Source organism: Streptomyces pseudovenezuelae, from assembly GCF_029892565.1.
Classification (GTDB): domain Bacteria; phylum Actinomycetota; class Actinomycetes; order Streptomycetales; family Streptomycetaceae; genus Streptomyces; species Streptomyces pseudovenezuelae_A.
On record NZ_JARXVH010000035.1, the window covers coordinates 1 to 18,487 of the forward strand.

At 69.8% G+C, this 18,487-nt stretch carries 15 protein-coding genes; 9 read left to right on the plus strand and 6 right to left on the minus strand.

The genetic code is table 11. From position 1 onward, the window contains the following. The coding region (locus M2283_RS48935) for a hypothetical protein (RefSeq protein ID WP_280883106.1) at positions 1-289 on the minus strand (289 nt) is incomplete at its 3' end. A gap of 237 nt (positions 290-526) precedes the next feature. Continuing rightward, positions 527-1,912 carry an MFS transporter gene (locus M2283_RS48940; protein ID WP_280883107.1) on the minus strand — a complete coding sequence of 462 codons (1,386 nt, stop codon included), beginning with the start codon at positions 1,910-1,912 and terminating at the stop codon, positions 527-529. 273 nt (positions 1,913-2,185) lie between these two features. On the opposite strand from M2283_RS48940, the gene M2283_RS48945 reads away from it, so the two are divergent. Then, positions 2,186-2,830 (plus strand): TetR/AcrR family transcriptional regulator, encoded by a 645-nt coding sequence (locus M2283_RS48945; protein ID WP_280883145.1) that lies wholly within the window; start codon positions 2,186-2,188, stop codon positions 2,828-2,830. Positions 2,831-2,912: 82 nt separating this feature from the next. On the opposite strand, the gene M2283_RS48950 is transcribed toward M2283_RS48945, so the two are convergent. After that, positions 2,913-3,359: a nuclear transport factor 2 family protein gene (locus M2283_RS48950; protein WP_280883108.1), complete on the minus strand. Its 447-nt coding sequence runs from the start codon at positions 3,357-3,359 to the stop codon at positions 2,913-2,915. Positions 3,360-3,507: 148 nt separating this feature from the next. Here M2283_RS48950 and M2283_RS48955 point away from each other — a divergent pair, with 148 nt between their 5' ends. Next, complete coding sequence (locus tag M2283_RS48955; protein WP_280883111.1) at positions 3,508-5,076, plus strand: DHA2 family efflux MFS transporter permease subunit; 1,569 nt, start codon at positions 3,508-3,510, stop codon at positions 5,074-5,076. Positions 5,077-5,123: 47 nt separating this feature from the next. On the opposite strand, the gene M2283_RS48960 is transcribed toward M2283_RS48955, so the two are convergent. From M2283_RS48960 to M2283_RS48970, 3 genes are read right to left on the minus strand one after another with little or no spacing between them, the layout of a single operon-like run. Continuing rightward, positions 5,124-5,891, minus strand: a complete 768-nt coding sequence (locus tag M2283_RS48960) for an SDR family oxidoreductase (protein ID WP_280883112.1) — start codon at positions 5,889-5,891, stop codon at positions 5,124-5,126. After that, on the minus strand, positions 5,888-6,940 hold the full coding sequence (locus M2283_RS48965; RefSeq protein ID WP_280883113.1) for a 3-oxoacyl-ACP synthase III family protein: 1,053 nt from the start codon (positions 6,938-6,940) through the stop codon (positions 5,888-5,890). The genes M2283_RS48960 and M2283_RS48965 overlap by 4 nt, the downstream gene beginning before the upstream one ends. Positions 6,941-6,977: 37 nt before the next feature. Next, positions 6,978-7,844, minus strand: a complete 867-nt coding sequence (locus tag M2283_RS48970; RefSeq protein WP_280883114.1) for a zinc-binding alcohol dehydrogenase family protein — start codon at positions 7,842-7,844, stop codon at positions 6,978-6,980. A gap of 451 nt (positions 7,845-8,295) precedes the next feature. On the opposite strand from M2283_RS48970, the gene M2283_RS48975 reads away from it, so the two are divergent. From M2283_RS48975 to M2283_RS49005, 7 genes are read left to right on the plus strand one after another with little or no spacing between them, the layout of a single operon-like run. After that, positions 8,296-8,922 (plus strand): class I SAM-dependent methyltransferase, encoded by a 627-nt coding sequence (locus M2283_RS48975; protein ID WP_280883115.1) that lies wholly within the window; start codon positions 8,296-8,298, stop codon positions 8,920-8,922. After that, positions 8,919-9,779, plus strand: coding sequence for a hypothetical protein (locus M2283_RS48980; protein WP_280883116.1), 861 nt, complete (start codon positions 8,919-8,921; stop codon positions 9,777-9,779). Before M2283_RS48975 ends, M2283_RS48980 begins: the two co-directional genes overlap by 4 nt. Beyond that, complete coding sequence (locus M2283_RS48985; RefSeq protein ID WP_280883117.1) at positions 9,776-10,288, plus strand: hypothetical protein; 513 nt, start codon at positions 9,776-9,778, stop codon at positions 10,286-10,288. Before M2283_RS48980 ends, M2283_RS48985 begins: the two co-directional genes overlap by 4 nt. Further along, positions 10,273-12,042: a fatty acyl-AMP ligase gene (locus M2283_RS48990; RefSeq protein ID WP_280883118.1), complete on the plus strand. Its 1,770-nt coding sequence runs from the start codon at positions 10,273-10,275 to the stop codon at positions 12,040-12,042. Before M2283_RS48985 ends, M2283_RS48990 begins: the two co-directional genes overlap by 16 nt. Continuing rightward, a complete protein-coding gene (locus tag M2283_RS48995; RefSeq protein ID WP_280883119.1) occupies positions 12,039-13,619 on the plus strand; it encodes a type I polyketide synthase in 1,581 nt (526 codons plus the stop codon). The genes M2283_RS48990 and M2283_RS48995 overlap by 4 nt, the downstream gene beginning before the upstream one ends. A gap of 13 nt (positions 13,620-13,632) precedes the next feature. Continuing rightward, positions 13,633-14,481 carry an LLM class F420-dependent oxidoreductase gene (locus M2283_RS49000; protein ID WP_280883120.1) on the plus strand — a complete coding sequence of 283 codons (849 nt, stop codon included), beginning with the start codon at positions 13,633-13,635 and terminating at the stop codon, positions 14,479-14,481. Then, positions 14,388-18,461 carry an SDR family NAD(P)-dependent oxidoreductase gene (locus M2283_RS49005; RefSeq protein ID WP_432423252.1) on the plus strand — a complete coding sequence of 1,358 codons (4,074 nt, stop codon included), beginning with the start codon at positions 14,388-14,390 and terminating at the stop codon, positions 18,459-18,461. The genes M2283_RS49000 and M2283_RS49005 overlap by 94 nt, the downstream gene beginning before the upstream one ends. Positions 18,462-18,487: the final 26 nt, after the last annotated feature.

An 18,487-nucleotide genomic window follows, 5' to 3' on the forward strand; every position in this document is an offset into this window, starting at 1 on the left:
GCGTGTCCGACCGGGTCATGAGACCCACCAGGGGGGCCATGTCGTGGTGGTCGACCTCAGAGGAGAGGACCAGGGTGAGCGGGGCGCCGAGCCCGCCGACGGGGACGCTCGCCGAGGTGGCGACCGAGGTCACGGGTGCGCAGGGGCGGGAGTCCTCCAGCGCCCGCCGGATCAGGGTCCGGGAGCTGGGGTCCGGGTCGATCAGCAGGATGTGGCCGTCCGAGCGATCCCTCGGGTGCGGGCCGTACCGCTCGGACGTTGTGTTGCGACCCCCCGTGGCCGCCGTCATAAACACTGAGCCCGATGACAACAGGAACGGATTTCCCCCATGACGATGTCCCTCCCGCTAGACAGCGCACGACGCCTGCTCCCGGAAAGTACTATCGATCGCCGTAGTTGTGGAGTCAAGCGGTTATCGCTGACCCCGCCACCCGGACACGACGGGGGATGGCGGTCCGGGTGGCGGGAGTTGGTGTGCGCCGAGGGACGGTGTGCGAACCGGCGCGTGGTGGGCTGAGGCGGTCGGTCAGTGCGCGAAGACCGGTCCCTGCGAGGGGTCGGGGCGACCGCGCGGGAGCAGTACGCCGCCGATCACCGCGGCGCCCAGCGAGATCACCGCACAGGCCACGAACGCGCTGTCGAAACCGCTCACCGGCGGTGCCGCGGGGCCGGCGCCGGTGTCGAGACTCGTACCGGCGACCGTGGCCACGACCGCCACGCCGAGGGCGGCACCCAGTTCGTGACAGGTGTTCACCAGGCCCGAGGTGAGACCCATGTCCTCGTGCGGCACCCCGCTCATCGCGCTGGTGGTGGCGCAGACGAACCCTGCACCCAGGCCCACTGCGCCGACCAGGAACCCCGGCAGCACCTGCGTCCACGCGCCCCCGCCCGCCTCGACCCGTGACAGCAGCAGGCTGCCGACCGCGCCGAGCGTGAAGCCGCAGGCTGCCGCGGGCCGCCAGCCGAACAGGGCGATCACGCGTGAACTGAAGTGCGCTCCCAGGGTGATGGCGACCGCCACCGGGAGGAAGACCAGGCCGGTCTTGAGGGCGCTCAGCCCCAGGACGTGCTGCAGGTAGAGCGAGCAGAGGAAGAACGTGGAGATCAGTACGCCGGAGGCGGCGAGCATGACCAGACCGCCGCCGACCAGATTGCGACGCGTCAGGACGGACAGCCGGACCAGTGGCACGCGCACCGACCGCTCCACGGCCACGAACACGCCCGCGCAGACCACCGCGCCCAGCAGGGGCAACAGCACCGAGGTGGAACCGAAGCCGTGGTCACGGGCCTGGACGAGACCGTAGATCAGCAGCCCGGGGGCGGCTGTCATGGTGAGTGCCCCAGCCGGGTCGACACCCTTGCGGGGCTCCGCGGAGTGTCCGTGGGGGTGCACGGCCGGCTCCTTGAGCAGGACCGCCACGCATGCGAACACCACCGCCCCGATCGGGACGTTGATGAAGAAGATCCACCTCCAGCCGAGACTCGTGGTGAGCACACCGCCGAGCAGTACGCCGAACGCCGCACCGCTGCCGCCGATCGCCGCCCAGACTCCCAGCGCACGATTCCGCTCGGGGCCGTCGAACATCGACGTGATGATCGCCATGGCGGCCGGGGAGAGCAGGGCCGCGCCCACCCCCTGGGCGGCGCGCGAGGTGATCAGCGCGCCACCGCCCTCGGCCAGACCGGACAGCAACGACGCCGCGGTGAAGACGAGAAGCCCGGTGAGGAACATCCGCTTGCGGCCGAAAGAGTCTCCGGCGCGCCCGCCGAGGATCAGCAGACTGCCGAAACACAGGGTGTACGCCGTCACCGCCCAGGTCAGTTCGCCGGGGCCGAGGTCGAGCGCGTCGCCGACCGTGGGCAGCGCGACGTTGATGACCGTGACGTCGACGATCAGGAGGAACTGGGCCATGCACAGCAGGGCCAAAGTCGCCCAACGGCGGGGCACGGGCGGGCCGTTCCCCTCTCCGTGGTGCTGTACCGGGTGGTGGGCGGGGCCGTGAGGAGGGCTCTCCTGAATCACCGGCGCTCCTTATCTCTAACAGTGCTGTAAGGGTTTAGGTGTCAGGACCTTAGTCGAAAGTGAACGGGACTGTAAGTGTTTTTCGGTGGTCGTGGCCTGGCGGCCCCTCCTCGGCAGGTCGGCCTTGCCCGTTTCAAGCGGTCGTTTTAGATTGGGTCCGTGATGGAGAAGGGCGTGTCCGCGTCGGCCGGCACCAAGAAGCGGATCCTCGACGTCGCCGAGCGGCTGTTCGGTGAGCGCGGATACGCGGCGACCTCGCTGCGCGCCGTGACGGTGGCCGCCGGTGCCAACGTGGCAGCGGTCAACTACCACTTCGGATCGAAGGAAGGGTTGCTGCGGGCGGTCGTCGACCGGGCCATGGGTCCGGTCAACGAAGCACGGCAGCGCCTGCTGGACGGGTTCCTGGCCGACGGCGGCAAGCCCGAAGTGGCCGACCTCGTCGAGGGTTTCGTGCGCACGGGGGCGGACCTGACGCGACCGAGGGAAGGCGGTGCGGCGGCGGTGGCCCGCTTCCTCGGCCGGGTGATGTGCGAACCGGATCCGGAGATCCGGCGGTTGTTCGCCGACGAGGTCGGGGCGGTCGAGGGTCGTTATCTGGAGGAGCTGACCCGTGCGCTGCCCGCCCTGTCAGCCGCCGAGGTCGCCTTCCGCTACCGGGTCATGATCGGCCTGCTCGCCCTGCACCAGGCGGGGGCTCTCGCCGACCTGGCCCCCCGGGGCGTGAGCGACGGATCGTCGCCCGAGGGGCCGGACGAGGAGACCGAGCGCCTCGTGGCGACCGTGCTGGCCGTCTTCCGGGCTCCCTGAGGCAGGTGAACGGACGGGAACCGCAACGGATGTGCGGTCCCTGTCGGTCCAACTTCCCTGCATGGAACGGCCAGTAGCGCGATCAGTCGAGGTCGAGCGTGTGGCCGGCCTCGACCGCTCCCGCCATGATCTTCGCCGCGTAGTCCGTGTCCGTGTACTCCCTGATGGACGCGATGCGGTCGCCGCGGATCTCGTAGACATGTGAGTACTGGTTGTTGTAGACCGCGCCATGGAGCAGCCGGCCGTGGCTGACCGCCTCGGCCGACACCACGTCGCCCTCCGCGATCAGTCGGGTGATCTCCGTCCGGGGCTCACCCGGCTCGAAGATCGCGAGCATGGTCGGGAGTATGCGGTCCAGGACCACCTTCTTCTCGTGCGCACCGGCGCCGGGGATGTCGCGCGCACAGACCGTCCAGATGGCGTCGTCCGCGAGGAGCGCGTCCAGGCCGGCGAGGTCCTGCCGGTTGAGCGCGTCGATGAACGCGCGCACCGTCTCCTTGTTCTTCTCCGTGATCGCCTGCGAAGTCATGTCTGCCTCCAGTGACTTGGGGTTCTGACGTGCCTTGTTGCGGGGCTCGGCGCACCTGTCGTACGGTGGTTTCAAACACTCGCTTGAAACAATCGTTTGTATCGATGGGGTCTGCCTCGCACGGGCACGGCCGCGCAAGGAGCGGAACATGGAGCAAACGCAGGGGACGGCCGCCCCTCCGGAGGAGGACGCGCCGTTCGGACTCGTACGACGCCGGGTCGTCCTGGCGGTCATGTGCGTCGCCCTGATGATGATCGTCAGCATGGTGGTCGGCCTGACCGTGGCGCTGCCGGGCATCGCCCGGGACACCGGTGCCGGTCAGGCGGAACTGCTGTGGATCATGAATGCCTACGGCCTCGTCTTCGCCGGGTTCCTGTTGCCGGCCGGAGCGCTCGGCGACCGGTACGGGCGCAAGGGCATGCTGCTCGTCGGCGTGCTGGTCTTCGGGGCGTCGTCGGCGGCGGCAATGTGGGTGGACGATCCGAGTGTGCTGATCCTGTTGAGGATCGCGGCCGGCCTGGGCTCGGCCATGATCATGCCGATGACGCTCTCGATCGTGACCACCATCTTTCCGTCGGAGGAGCGGGCGGGGGCGGTGGCCGTCTGGTCGGCCGTCGCCGCCGGCGGGGCTCTGCTGGGACTCCTGATCTCCGGCGCGCTGCTGGAGTCGTTCTCCTGGCGGTCCATCTTCGGACTGAGCGTCGGACTCGCGATCCTGTCGGCTGTTCTGGTGGCCGTCATCGTGCCGACGTCGAAGGATCCCGACGGACTGCCCGTCGATGTCATGGGGGCGCTGCTGTCGGTCGTCGGACTCTGTGCGGTGGTGTACGCGATCATCGAGGGCCCTGAGCGCGGGGTCACCGACCCGGTCGTCATGCTGGCCGCTGTCGGCGGTGTCGCGGCCCTGGTGGGTTTCGTGCTGTGGGAGCTGCGGGTCGACCATCCGCTGCTCGATCCCCGGTTCTTCCGGATCGGGGCCTTCGCCGCCGGTTCGATCGTGATCGTCATGGCCAGTGTGGCGACCTTCGGGCTCTTCTTCGTGATGCTGCAGTACCTCCAGTGGCTGAAGGGCTATTCGCCGTTGGTCGCGGGCCTGTCGTTGATGCCCATGACCGTCGCCGTCGGGGTGGTGTCGCCGCTCGCCCCGGTGCTGGTGCGGCGCGCGGGTCTGCGGGTCGTGCTGACCGCGGCGATGGTCGTCATGGCCGCGGGCATGGGGGTGCTCACCACCCTGGACAAGAACTCGTCCTATGTTCCGGTGCTGTTGGGCACGACTGTCGTCGGTGCGGGCATCGCACTGTGTCTGGCGCCGGCCACCGACTCGATCGTCGCGTCCCTCCCGGCGGCCAAGCAGGGTGTCGCGTCCGCCGTGAACGACGTCACCCGTGAGGTCGGGGGAGCGCTGGGCGTCGCGATCCTGGGCAGCGCGTTCAACAGCGGCTACCGCTCCGGCATCGGCGACCGTAGAGACGCGATCCCGTCCGACTCGCTCGGTGCGGCGCGGAACTCCATCGATGCCGCGCTGGCCATCGCGGAGCGGATCGGCGGCGCGAGCGGCGCGCGCGTGGCCGACGCGGCACGTCTTGCCTTCGCCGACGGTCTGGACCGGGCGATGCTGGTCGCCGCGCTCTTCGTGGTGGTAGGCGCTGGTGCCGTGCTGCTGCTGGCTCCGGGGCGGTCCGAGCGCGTACGCCTGCAGGAGAAGCAGACCGGCTGAAGGGGTGCCGACCCGGTCGTGTCCCCGTCGGCGTGGGGGAGTCGCCATCAGATCGACATCCCGCCGTCGACGGGGAGCACGGTACCGGTGACATAGCCGGCCTGATCGGACGCCAGATAGGCCAGGGCCCAGGAGATCTCGCCGGCCGGAGCGAAGTACCCGGCCGGAATGATGCTCTGGAGACTTTCGCGCCGCTCGTCGGGAAGGGAACTGATCATGCGGGTCTCGGCGACCGGAGAGATGGCGTTGACCGTGACCCCGAACCGGACCAGCTCCTTGGCGGCGGTCTTGGTGAGGCCGATGATCCCCGACTTCGCCGCGGAGTACGCCGTCTGGCCCACGTTGCCGTGGATCCCGGCATACGACGTCACGTTGATCACGCGCCCCCAGCCCTGGCTGCGGAAGTGCGGTGTGCAGGCCCGGATGAAACGGAACGGGCCGCCGAGGTGCACCGCGAGGACCGAGTCCCAGTCCTCGTCGGTGAGGTTCCACAGCATCCGGTCCCGGAGGATTCCCGCGTTGTTGACGAGGATGTCGATCCGGCCCGTGTCCGCGACGATGTCCGACACGACGCTCTCGACCTCGGCGGTGCGCGTCACGTCCACTTCGGCGAAGCGCGCCCCGTCCAGGTCGTCCGCGGCTTCCTTGAGGCGGGCGCCGTCCCGGCCCACCAGCCAAACGACGGCTCCGGCGCCGTGGAAGAACCGGGCGGCGGCCAGTCCGATGCCCCGGCCGGCGCCGGTGATGGCGACCGTGCGTCCGGTGAAGTCATAGGTGACGTGCACGAGTTGGTCCCCCTCCTGGGCGTGGTTCACGCCTGGTGTGTCACGAAGTCCTCGGCGCCGCACCAGCGGACGAGGGCCGCTCCGTAGTTCAGACCGCCGCCGAAGGCGGTGAGGAGCGCGAGGTGCCCGGGGCGCAGCCGGCCCAGTTCGACGGCCTCGCGCAGCACGAGGGGCACCGACGCCCCGGAGGTGTTGCCGATGCGTTCGATGTTCGTCAGTGTCTTGTCGCGGGGCTGGCCCAGCGCGTCCAGGATTCCGTGCACCAGATTGCGGTTGGCCTGGTGCAGGGCGAAGAAGTCGATGTCGTCCAGCTCCAGTCCGGCCTTCTGGACGAACTCGCGCATGAACTCCGGGACGACACCGAGCACGAACTCCTTGATGTCGCTTCCCCGCATGGTGGTGAAGTTGTCCCCGAACGCGGACTTCTTCGGGCGGCCCTCTTGGTCCGTGCGTACTTCCCGGGCCGCGTACACCGATGTGTAGTGCGCGGGATCACTGCGCAGGAGGATCTCGCCCACACCCGTGCCGGGGCGCGTCGGCTCCAGGATGTAGCAGGCCGCCGCGTCACCGAAGATGACGCCGACCGTGCGGTCCTCCGGGTCGAAGAGTTTCGTACCGACATCGGTGAGCACCACCGCGACCCGCGGATAGCGGCCGGAGGCCACGTACTTCGCGCCGACATCCAGCGCGAACACGGCTCCGGGGCACCCTCCGCTGTTGACGTCGAAGCCCGGCGTGGCCGACATCCCCACCTTGTGCATGATGGCGGACGCGGTGTTGGGCAGCATGTGGTCGGGTGTGTAGGTGCTGCAGATGACCAGGTCGATCTCGCCGACGGACAGGCCGAGTTGTCGGCAGGCGTCGGTCAGGGCCTTCGCTCCCAGGTCGGACGACCACTCGTCCGGTGCGGAGAAGCGGCGCTCCTTGATTCCTATGCGCTCACGAATCCAACCGTCGTTCGTCGGAAGCCTCTGCGCCAGTTCCGCGTTGGTGACGATGCGTTCAGGGAGATGACGCCCGATCGCTCTGATACCCACACCCGGCCGGTTCTCCACGCTGTTCGGGGCATGCCTCACCATACGGTGATCTCCTTTCCCGGAGTCTTGTGGGGGATTCTCAGGGCTGGTTCACGCGGTACAGCGGAAAGTAGGAGTCGATCTTTCCGGTCGAGTAGTCCGCCGCGAGCTGCTCGACCTCGTCGAACTCGTATATTCCGGCCGGATCGATCGAGGGAATCCAGGCGGTGTCCTCCTGGAAGTCGCGTATGGTCGCACAGTCCGCGTAGCGCCAGACATGCGTATTCACGTGAAGGTGCCGGTTGATGCACTCGCTGGCCCGCAGATTGAACGTACGCATTCCCTCCTTCCAGCCGACGGTGGTCACCACTCCCTGCCGTGCCAGGGATTTCACCGTGGCCTTGTACAGCGGGGCACCTATGTTGTCGACGAATATGGCCGCGCCGGCTCCGTCGCTGAGGGCGTCGACCGTCCTGAGGAACTCCTTCTCGGAGGTCCGGTAGCGGGCCACTTCGGCCGGATCCGTCGGCGGGTGCTCGGGGTCGTGGGTCAGATGCGGAAAGAGCCGGCGATCCACCGCGGTGATGCCGAGACCGGCGAGTTCGGCCAGTCGGCCGTCGGTGCTGGCCGTCATGGCGACCCGGAATCCGGCGCGCTTCGCCAGCAGCAGCTCGGCCAGCACCACACCGCCGCCCCACCCGAAGACCAGATGCTCGCCCGGATCCTGGTCCCTCATCTGGGCCGACCAACACCGGTACGCCACCTGCCAGTTGTCCCAGGCGGTGAAGTAGCGGGCGTAGGCGGCCCATTGGCGAAGCGAGAACCTGCTGTCCTCGGGAAGGGGCAGCAGCAGGTCCGCCGCTATTTTCGTACGCTGCGCCAACAACCCGATCGTGCGCGGGGCGTCGTACGCGTAGATGAGTTCCGCGTAGCCATAAGTGTCGCGTTTCGCGAAGGGCATCACCATGCAGATCTGCCCCTCCCTGAGAGAAGAGGATTTACCGGCGTCGAGAACGCGCACGATGCCGAGATTTCCCAGGACGACCGCTCCCTCGTCCCGTAAACGGCAGACATCGACCGGTCGGCGGGACAGTGCGTGCTCTATGTTCGCCTCCCAAGAGCCGTACAGTGGCTCGACCAGCGCCTCTCGCTCGTCCGGGGCGGTGAAGGAATAGGGTTCACGGTGCAGATTCCCGGGCGGTCGGGCCTCCGTGTCGACGTCCTTCGGTCCTGCGTGGAGGACCCAAGCATCAGTGTGGATCACGTTCGCCTCCCTCGGCCACGGGAAATACCGTAGCGACGAAAACGCGTCAGAAGCAACAGTCCATTTCCTTTCTACGGAAGCGTAGTTCTACGTTTTCGTAGAAATTCAATGGCCTATTGCGATGGTTCGGTCTCGGGGTCTAGAGTCGCCCGACATGGGAAACGGCCGCGTATCACACGTGCTCGCCCGACAGTACGACCGCCTCTCGGAGAGACTCGAAAGAGGAATCGGCGGACCCCAGTTGCGCACCACTCTGGTCGGCGATCTGACCGGCCGAGTGGTGGAGATCGGGGCGGGCACCGGACGTAATCTTCCGTACTACACAAAGGCGGACCACGTGGTGGCCGTCGAGCCATCCGCAGGAATGCGTGCACAGGTGGCCGGAAAGCTGGTCAACACAGTTCCGACGGTGGAACTGGTCGATGCGACCGGTGAACATCTCCCTTTTCCCGACGGAGAGTTCGATGCCGCCGTCGCGTTCCTTCTCCTCTGCGTCGTCGATGACCTGGACGCGGTCCTGACGGAGATCCGCCGGGTTCTGAAACCCGGGGGAAAACTGTCCTTCTTCGAGCACGTCCGTGACGACGGCAGACGCGGCCGGGCCCAGGACCTGGCCGCCCCGCTGCTGCGACGCGTGCAGTTCGGCTGCCGCCCCAACCGGCCTTCCGTCGAGCGGATGGAGGCCCTGGGATTCGACGTACGTCTCTCTGACCCGGTGCGTCTCAGCCCCAAACCGCCGCTGAGCGGGCCCTACTACAGCGGAACGGCGATCCGGCTGTGACCGCGCGGACGACCTTCGCCGACGCCCTCGAAGAGGTGCAGTTCCGGGTCCCCTACAGCAGCGCCGCCTCCTACCACGAGTACTACGGGACTGGCGCGCCACCGTGGCGGCTGGGGCGCGGCTGCGGCTGGCAGACCTTCGAGGTCGCCCGGCTCGTCGAGGAACGCTGCGGGGCCCGGCCGACTCACCTGTACGCTGGCGGCCACTCGCCCGCGATGTACTTCGGCGAGGACGACATCACCGTACTCGACCCCTATCTGCCGCACGTCGAGCCGCTGCGGCTGTCCCGCGCGGACGCCGTGTCCGGAACGGTGCGCGCAGGCACCGACGCCTACCCGATCCGAAGCCGCCCCGACGGGACACCCGCGCCCTCCCGGCTCAGCGGGACCTGGTGGGTCGCCGACGGAGTCCTGCTGCTGGAGTACGCGCGCTTCAGCCCGCGCCGGTCGGCCATGGTTACCCATCGCGCGTTCACCTTCCACCTGGCCACCGAACTGCCCACCTTCCCGGTGCCCGACGGATTCGCCCGACGGCTGCTCCTCGAACCCATGCAGAACAACCTGTCCATCCGGGCCCTGCACCGCGGCGAACGCCGGATCGGCGAACTCGTCCTGCCCTTCACCGGACGACCCCGCGAGCAGCTCGTGGACCCCGCCTTCCTGATCGCCAAGGACAACCAGGGCCGGGTCAGCCAGGCCGGAACCCCCGACTTCGCCCGCGTCCTGGAACTGATCGCCGACGCGGTGGACGGCACCCCCGAGGAGGTCACCGCGTACGTCATGGACGCCGCGGCGATCTACCACCGGGTCGTACCGCTCGATCAGAAGTGGCCCGACTACTCGGCGGAGGACGAGTGACCACCAGTTTCTTCCTGGCCGGCGTCATGCAGGGCAGCCGCCGCGCCATCGACGCGACCGACCAGTCCTACCGCGCGGCACTGCGCGGGACGATCGAGGAAACGTGCCCTGCCTCGGTGGTCCACGACCCACATGAACTGGTCCTTGAGCGGTACGGCGATCGCGTACCCGAGTTCCGGCAGGCGCTCACCGCCGTGGCCGACACCCCTGTCGTCGTCCGCGGGCGACTTGACCCCCAGGTGCTCGAACTCCTCGACACGTTCCACGAGATGGCCCGGCTCGCGGCAGCCAGTGACATCTGTGTCGTCTGGCTGCCCGGACACGAACCGAGCATGGGCACCGCCGCCGAGATGTACGCCGCCTTCACCGCCGGACGGACCGTCGTCACGATCACCGACATGCGCTACAACGTGGCGGTCCTGTCGTGCTCGACCGTGATCCTGCCCGATCTGGCGACGTTCTCCGACTGGCTTGCCAAGGAAGGTGATCCGCTGTGCACGACATCGTGACGCCGGCCCTGCGGGACGAGATCGCGTCGCTTAACGACGGCTTCGCCGCAGCGGTCCGCGAGCGGGCCAGGGAGCGACCCGACGCGCTGGCCATGACCTTCCTGGACTACGAGACCGACTGGGCCGGCCGGACCACCCGGCTGACCCGCGGCGAACTCGACGCCAGGGCCACGGCCATGGCCGGGCAGCTACGGAAGTTGGCGCGTCCGGGAGACCGCGTGGCCATCCTCTGCCCCAACGGCCCCGAGTACGTGGCCGCTTTCCTCGGCTGCCTGTACGCCGGCCTGCTGCCCGTGCCGTTGCTGCCCCCCGAACTCCAGCGCCGCGCCGAGCGGTTGGCGCCCACCCTCGCCGACTGCACACCCGCGGTGGTCGTCACCCTCGCCCGGCACAAGGAGTCGGTCGACGAGGTGCTGGCCGCGGTCGGCGGAAGCACCTCCGCCGCGCACATCGTCCTCGCCGACCAAGTGGGCGACGGACAAGGGGACGTGTGGATCCCCGTCGAGCCCGACCTCTCCGCAACGGCGTATCTGCAGTACACCTCCGGCTCGACCCGCAAACCGGGCGGCGTCGAGGTCACCCACCGCAACATCGCCGTGGCGGTCGCCCAGCACGTCGACCGCCAACAGGTCGACGAACACGCGACGATCGTCAGCTGGCTCCCCTTCTTCCACGACATGGGGCTCGTGTTCGCGCTCATCATGCCGCTGGCCGTGGGGATACCCGCCGTACAGATGACGCCGTACGCCTTCATCCAGCAACCGCTGCGCTGGCTACGGCAGTTCGGGGAGCACCGCGGCACCCACACGATGATCCCCAACTTCTGCCTCGACGTGTGCGTGGACGCGGTCCCGGAACCGGACCGGGCCGGCCTCGACCTGTCCTCCGTGCGGTACTTCGGCAACGCCTCCGAACCCGTCCGGGCCCAGTCCCTGGAGCGGTTCACCGAGGCGTACGCCCCGCACGGCTTCCGGCACACGGTCCACTCGCCCTGCTGGGGGCTCGCCGAGGCGACCCTGATCGTGACGGGCATCAGTGCGGAGGCTGAGCCCGTGGTCGGCAGTTTCGACCGCGAGGCACTCTCCGCCGGACGCGTCGAACCGTGCGTCGACACGAACCCGGCAGCCCGCCAACTCGTGGGGTGCGGGCCGGAGTTCCAGGGCCAGGACGTCCGCGTCGTCGATCCCGGCACCGGCCGCGAGGCACCCGCAGGTGAAGTGGGCGAACTGCTGGTCCGGGGCGGCAACGTGTGCCGCGGGTACTGGCGGCGCGAGGACAGCGGCGACACCTTCGGGCGCCGGCTCGACGGCACCGCCGACTGGATGAGCACCGGCGACCTGGGCTTCTTCCATGACGGGGAACTCTTCATCGCCGGCCGTGCCAAGGACGTCCTCATCGTCGACGGCCGCAACCACCACGCCATCGACATCGAGGTGACCGTCGAGCAGGTCGCTCCGGCGGTGCGACGCGGCCACGTCGCCGCCTTCCCGGTGGAGACCGGCGAACGCGAACTGGCCGTCGTGGTCGTCGAGTTGCGCCCGGAGGCCACCGTCGACCTGGAGGAACTGCGCACCGCGATCCGCGGTGCCGTGGCCGACGCCCACGACATCGACCTGCACGACGTCGCCCTCGTCACCCGCGGCACGATCCCCAAGACGTCCAGCGGCAAGTTGCGCCGCCGCATCTGCCGGGACATGTACAGCGACGGGGAACTCGCCGCGCAGATCGTGGCGGCCGATCGGACGACGTCGTGACCGAGCTGCGCCCCTGGCTCGTGGAACGGCTGGCCCGGCTCTGCTCGGTCGCGACCGACCGCATCGACCTCGACCGGCCGTTCCGCGAGTACGGACTGAGTTCGCGCAACGCGGTCGCACTCTCCGGGCAGTTGGCCCAGTTCCTGGGCCGTCCGGTCGCCCCGACCATCATCTGGGAACACCCCACGGTGCGCCGACTGACCGACCACCTGACGGATACTCCGCCCCCCGAACCCGCCCGCGCTCCTGCGGTGGTTCTCGGCCGGAACGACGACACCGCGCTCGCCGTCATCGGCATCGGCTGCCGACTGCCCGGCGGGATATCGTCGCCCGGCACGTTCTGGGAGTTCCTGTGCTCCGGCGGCGATGCGATCCGCGAAGTGCCCGAGGGGCGTTGGGAGGCGTACCGCCGTACGTCGCCCGCCCACGTCGCCGTCCTCGACGGCACCACCCGCCTGGGCGGCTACCTCGACGACATCGAGGGCTTCGACGCCGAGTTCTTCGGCATCGCGCCCGCCGAGGCGGCCGAACTCGACCCGCAACAGCGGATGTTCCTGGAAGTCGCCTGGGAGTCGCTCGAACACGCCGGGATCCCCGCCGACGGTCTCGCCGGCAGCCGTACCGGAGTGTTCGTCGGCGCGAGCGGCGACGACTTCGCACGCCTGCGGATGGAGGACCTGCCCGGCATCACCGGCTGGTCCCTGCCCGGCACCACGCTCAGCGTGATCGCCAACCGGCTGTCGTACCTGCTCGACCTGCGCGGCCCGAGCCTCACCGTCGACACTGCCTGCTCCTCCTCGCTCGTCGCACTGCACCTGGCGGCGCAGAGTCTGCTCACCGGCGAGAGCGAGCTCGCGGTCGTCGCCGGCGTCAACGTACTGCTCTCGCCCGGCGGCACCGTTTATGCCGACCAGGCCGAGGCCTCCTCGCCGACTGGACGGTGCCGGCCGTTCGACGCGGATGCGGACGGCATCGTGCGCGGCGAGGGCTGCGTGAGCGTCGTACTCAAGCGGTACGGCGACGCGGTCCGCGACGGCGACCGGGTGCTGGCCCTGGTGCGCGGCACCGCCACCAACCAGGACGGCCGGTCGAACGGGCTGACGGCACCCAACCCGGCCGCACAACAGGACCTGCTCGCCCAGGCCTATGAACGAGCCCGGATCGCGCCTGCCGCGGTCGGATATGTGGAGGCCCACGGAACCGGGACCCGCCTCGGGGACCCCATCGAGGCGGGCGCCCTGGGCAAGGAACTCGGCGGTCCGGCCCGGGCGGGGAGCGGCCCGCTGTTCATCGGCTCGGTCAAGTCGAACCTCGGTCACCTGGAAGCCGCTGCCGGGCTGGTGGGCCTGGTGAAGAACGTCCTCGCACTGCACCACGGACGGATTCCCCCCACCCTCCACCACACCCGGCCCAACCCCGCCGTCCCTCTGTTCGACCTCGGGCTGGAAGTGGTCTCGCGGCTCACCGACTGGCCCGCGAGCGCAGGCGAACGCGTGGCCGGCGTCAGTTCCTTCGGCATCGGCGGGACCAACGCGCACGCCGTCCTCTCCGATCCGCCCCGCACCGTACGCCCGTGACTGTGAGGACCTCATGAAGTTCGGACTGCTGTCCGTCGTCACCGACTTCTCCATCGACCCGACCGAGCTCGGACTCCAGGCCGAGGAACGCGGCTTCGACTCCCTGTTCGTGCCGGAGCACACCCACATGCCCGTGCACATCGAGAGCACACGACCGGACGGCGGATCGGTCGTCCCCGAGGCACTCCAGGGCCTCGACCCGTTCGTCGTCCTGTCCGCCGTCGCCGCCTCGACCTCCACACTGCTGCTCGGCACCGGGATCTGCGAGGTGCCGACACGCGACCCGATCATCCTGGCGAAACAGGTGGCCAGCCTCGACGTGATCGCCCAGGGCAGGTTCCTCTTCGGCGTGGGCACCGGGTGGGTACGCGAGGAACTGCTCAATCACGGTGTCGACCCGGCCACCCGCTCTGCCCGCCTCATGGAGTACCTGGAGGTCATGCGGACCATCTGGACCGAGCATGAGGCCTCGTACGCCGGGGAGTTCGTCAAGTTCGGCCCCATCGTCTCGCTGCCGAAACCCGTATGCCGGCCGCACCCGCCGATCCTGATGGGGCTGACCGGAACCAGGGCCCTGGACCGGGTGACGCAGGCCCGCGCCGAGTGGATGCCGATGTACGGCCTGGAGGGCGACGGGCTCGCCGAACGGATCGCCCAACTCAACGAACAGGCCGCCGAACTGGGCCTGGGACCCGTGCCGGTCACCGTGGTGGAGGTACCACCGGAGGAGGAGGCGGTCGCCCGCTGCGTGGAGGCGGGCGTCACCCGATGCGTGTTCACACTGCCCCCGGGCGAACGCGAGGACGTACTGCCGCTCCTGGACTGGTACACGGAACTGAGCGAACAGGCCGCATACCTGTGACGACCGAACTGACAGCACCTACACGCCCGTTGCTCTTTCCCGTGTCATGCCGGTCCCCGAAGGGAGTGCGTGCGCGGGCCGGGGCGCTGGCCGACTGGCTCTCCGGCCCCGGTACCGGGGCCGACCTCGCCGATGTCGCCCACACACTCGCCCGTCGCCGCCCCCGGCTGCCCGTGCGCGCCGCCGTACTCGCCCACGACCGCCACGAGTTGGCGGACCGGCTGCGCACCCTTGCGACAGGAGAGAGCGGAGAAGGGATCGTCGGGCCTGACGAACCCCGGCAGGTGCCCTCGGACGCGGTCTTCGTCTTCTCCGGATACGGCTCCCAATGGGACGGAATGGGCAGCGGACTGCTCGAAGAGCCGGCCTTCCGTGCCGTACTGGACGAACTGGAACCCGTGTTCCGCGCCGAAGGACGCGACGCGCCGCGCGAGTTGGTGACGCGGGCGGAACTGTCCCGGGCCGAGGCATCGTCCATCCAGCCGGCGCTCTTCGCCATGCAGGTGGGGCTCGCCGCGGTCTGGCAGCACTACGGCATCAGGCCGGCCGCGGTGCTGGGTCAGTCGATGGGAGAGCTCGCCGCGGCCGTGGTGAGCGGCGGACTGCCCCTCACGGACGCTGCCCACGTCATCCTCCGGCGCTCGGAGGTCATGCGGCGCCGGATGTTCGGACTCGGCGCCACCGCCGTCGTGGAACTGCCCGTGCCCGAGGTGGAACGGCGACTGCGCGCCGGGTTCGATCTGGAGATCGCCGTCCACAGCTCGACGCGAGCCACCGTGGTGGCGGGCGACGTGAACGTCATGGAGGCGTTCTTGTCCTCGTGCGAGGCGGACGGCATCGCCACGTATCCGGTCCGTGGCGGCGACGCCGCCGGACACAGCAGGTTCGCCGACCGCGTGGTACCCGAACTGACCGGCCTGCTCTCGGACATCGGCGGTAAGACGCCCACGGTCCGTTTCTATTCGACGACCCTGTCGGACCCCCGTGCCACGCCGGCTTTCGACGGCGCGTACTGGGCTGCCAACGTGCGTCGTCCGGTGCGGTTCCTCGACGCGGTCCGGGCCGCCACCGCGGACGGGTTGCGCACCTTCGTCGAGGTGTCGCCGCATCCCGTCGCCGTGCGCTCGCTGGCGGACATCCTGACCGACACCGAGGTCGGTGACGGCGTCGCCTGGGAGACCCTGCGCCGGGGAGAACCGGCCGGCTCCGCCGTACTGGTAGGGCTGGCCCGGGCTCACTGCCGCGGTCTGGACGTCGACTGGGGGCGGCTGTATCCCTCGGGCCGGCTCGTGGACCTGCCGACGACCGTCTGGGACCACGGGCAGCGCCAACCGGTGACCGGCCGGGTCACCGTCGCGGCCGAGGACACCCACCCGCTGCTCGGAGTCCACGTTCAACTGCCCGGCACCCCGGCCCGGCACGTCTGGCAGACGACCCTCGACACCTCACGGCTCACCTGGCTCGACGACCACCGACTCGGCGAGCTGCCGCTCCTGCCCGGCACCGGGTACTGCGAGATGGCCCTGTCGGCAGCGTGCACCGCGTTCGAGGCGAAGCCCGAGGACGTCGTCCTGTCTGACATCGAATTCCGCCGACTGCTGCCCCTCGCCGCCCCTACGACCGTGACCACATCCGTGACCGTCACCGGGACGGGCGAGGCGGAGCTGGAGATCGGCAGCCGGCAGGGCGGCACGGACGTCGTCCACGCGACGGCGAAGGCCACGGTCCGCACCAGGGAACCGGCAGCCGCGGACACCCTGGACCTGAACGGTCTGCTCGGGCCGTCGCTCGCCCCCGCCGAAATCTATCCCAGGCTGCGCGACGCCGGACTCAACCACGGTCCGGTGTTCGCCGGGCTCACCGGCGTCTCGATCACCGACGGACTGGCTACCGGCCACGTGACCCGCCCGGCCTCCGTGCGACCCGACCCCCGGATGGCGTTCCATCCGGCCCTGCTCGACGCCTGTCTGCACGGCATCGCCACGGCCCTCGTGCGGGACACCGGGCGGCTCTGCCTCCCCGCAGGCATCTCCGGGCTGCGGCTGATCGGTGAGCTGAGCGACAACCTGGTGTGCCGATCCCGCGTTCAGGTCCAAGTCCATGGCTGCACGGCGGACTTGGAGGTGTACGACGAGGACGGGCTGCTCGTCGCCGAGCTCCGGGGCGTGCTGTTCCGGCACCTCGACGAGGACGCCCTGCCCGTCTCGACGGACGGCCTGCTCCACACACTGGAGTACGAACCGGCACCTCTGCCGGCCGAGGACGGGCCGGCGGCCTCGGGCGACTGGCTGGTGTACGGCGGTGGCGCAGAGGACGAGTTCCGGGCCCGGCTGCTCAGCCACATGGAGCGGGCCGGCATCCGGCCGACGGCCCTCGCCGACACCAAGGCCGCTCTCCCCGCCGCACAGGGAGTCGTACTCCTCGCGTGGGACACCGACCAGGCGGACGCCGATGCGCTCACCGGCACCGAGCAACGCCTGTTGTCCTGGTTCCGGCTTGCCGCTCGGCTCGCCGACGGCACCGGGACCGCCGTACCGCCACGGTTCTATGCGGTCACCCGCGGCGCTTGCCTGCCGGGCGACGACACCACCGTCGACCTGGCGCAGGCCGGACTGACGGGACTGACGCGGTCGTTGCGCGCCGAACGGCCTGAACTGCGGCCCACCCTGGTCGACTTGGACCCTGCACCTGACCCCGCCGACCTGATGCGCGAGCTGTGTTCCGGCTCGGCCGACGACGAGGTCCTCTGGCGGGCGGGTGTACGTCAGGTGGCCCGCCTGACCCCGGTGCCGGCCGATCGTCCGGCCGTACCCGAGCGTGGGGGGCTGGTTCGGTCCGACGGTGGATACGTGGTGACGGGCGGCACCGGAGGACTCGGCCTGGCCACCGCCCGCCTCCTGGCGGAAGGCGGGGCCGGCTGCGTCGTACTGAACGGACGCTCGCTGCCCGAGCCCGATACCGCCCGCGCCATCGAGGAGATCCGCGCCACCGGCACTCGCGTCGCGCTCGTCCTCGGCGACATCGCGGCACCCGAGGTCGCGGACCGGCTCATGGAGGCGGTGACGGGAATGGGCGCCGCGGTCCGTGGCGTCGTCCACGCGGCGGGCGTGCTGGACGACGCCCTGGTGACCGATCTCGACGCGGAACGGATCGGCAGGGCGTGGTCGGCCAAGGCCGTCGGTGCCTGGCGGCTGCACCTCGCGACACCGCGGGACGGCGTGGACTGGTGGATCGGCTACTCCTCGTCCGCCGCGCTGCTGGGCGCGCCGGGCCAGGCCAACTACGCTGCCGCCAACGCGTGTCTCGACGCCGTCGCATGGTGGCGCCGCGCCCGCGGGCTCCCCGGACTCTCCGTCAACTGGGGACCCTGGGCCGAGATCGGCGGAGCGCGCGACGCGCAGGTCGGCGGACTCGGGAAGATACGCCCACGCGAGGCGTTCGCCGCGCTGGAGGAACTGCTGGCCCGCGAGAGCACCCAGGCGGGTGTGGTCCGGCTCGGGCCCGACTATCCCGTGGTGTTCCCGGAGACCCGCCGCTCCTCCTACTTCGCGAGGGTCGTCGCCGGTCTGACTCGGGACCTGGCGGACACCGCCCGGTTCGAGCGGCACCGGTTGCGAGGGATGAGCCACGAGGCGGTGCACCGCGCGGTGACCGAGCGGCTCATCGAGCGGATCCGCCCGCTGCTCCGTCACCAGGGCGCCGGGCTGCCGCTCACCACACCCCTGGTCCACCTCGGACTCGACTCCCTGGCCGCCCAACGGATCAAGAACGCCGTCAGGGACGACTTCCGGATCGACGTCCCGGTCTCCCGCCTCCTCCAAGGGGTGAGCGTGACCGAACTCGCCGACGAGATCACCGCCGGACTCACCGACACGCAGGGCACGTCGGCGGAGCCCGCCGAGGAGCGGGCCGAGCTGCGGTCCCGGACCCGTCGAACCCGCATGGCACAGCAGCAGGCGCGCAGGAGGAGGCCGCAATGAACACCGGAACCCCGCAGGACACCGAC

Bases quoted from the DNA above. Each gene is read 5' to 3' on its own strand.
- M2283_RS48940 (WP_280883107.1), bottom strand. From the start codon at position 1,912: ATGGCCCAGTTCCTCCTGATCGTCGACGTCACGGTCATCAACGTCGCG.
- M2283_RS48945 (WP_280883145.1), top strand. From the start codon at position 2,186: ATGGAGAAGGGCGTGTCCGCGTCGGCCGGCACCAAGAAGCGGATCCTC.
- M2283_RS48950 (WP_280883108.1), bottom strand. From the start codon at position 3,359: ATGACTTCGCAGGCGATCACGGAGAAGAACAAGGAGACGGTGCGCGCG.
- M2283_RS48955 (WP_280883111.1), top strand. From the start codon at position 3,508: ATGGAGCAAACGCAGGGGACGGCCGCCCCTCCGGAGGAGGACGCGCCG.
- M2283_RS48965 (WP_280883113.1), bottom strand. From the start codon at position 6,940: ATGGTGAGGCATGCCCCGAACAGCGTGGAGAACCGGCCGGGTGTGGGT.
- M2283_RS48970 (WP_280883114.1), bottom strand. From the start codon at position 7,844: ATGGTGATGCCCTTCGCGAAACGCGACACTTATGGCTACGCGGAACTC.
- M2283_RS48975 (WP_280883115.1), top strand. From the start codon at position 8,296: ATGGGAAACGGCCGCGTATCACACGTGCTCGCCCGACAGTACGACCGC.
- M2283_RS49000 (WP_280883120.1), top strand. From the start codon at position 13,633: ATGAAGTTCGGACTGCTGTCCGTCGTCACCGACTTCTCCATCGACCCG.
- M2283_RS49005 (WP_432423252.1), top strand. From the start codon at position 14,388: ATGCGTGTTCACACTGCCCCCGGGCGAACGCGAGGACGTACTGCCGCT.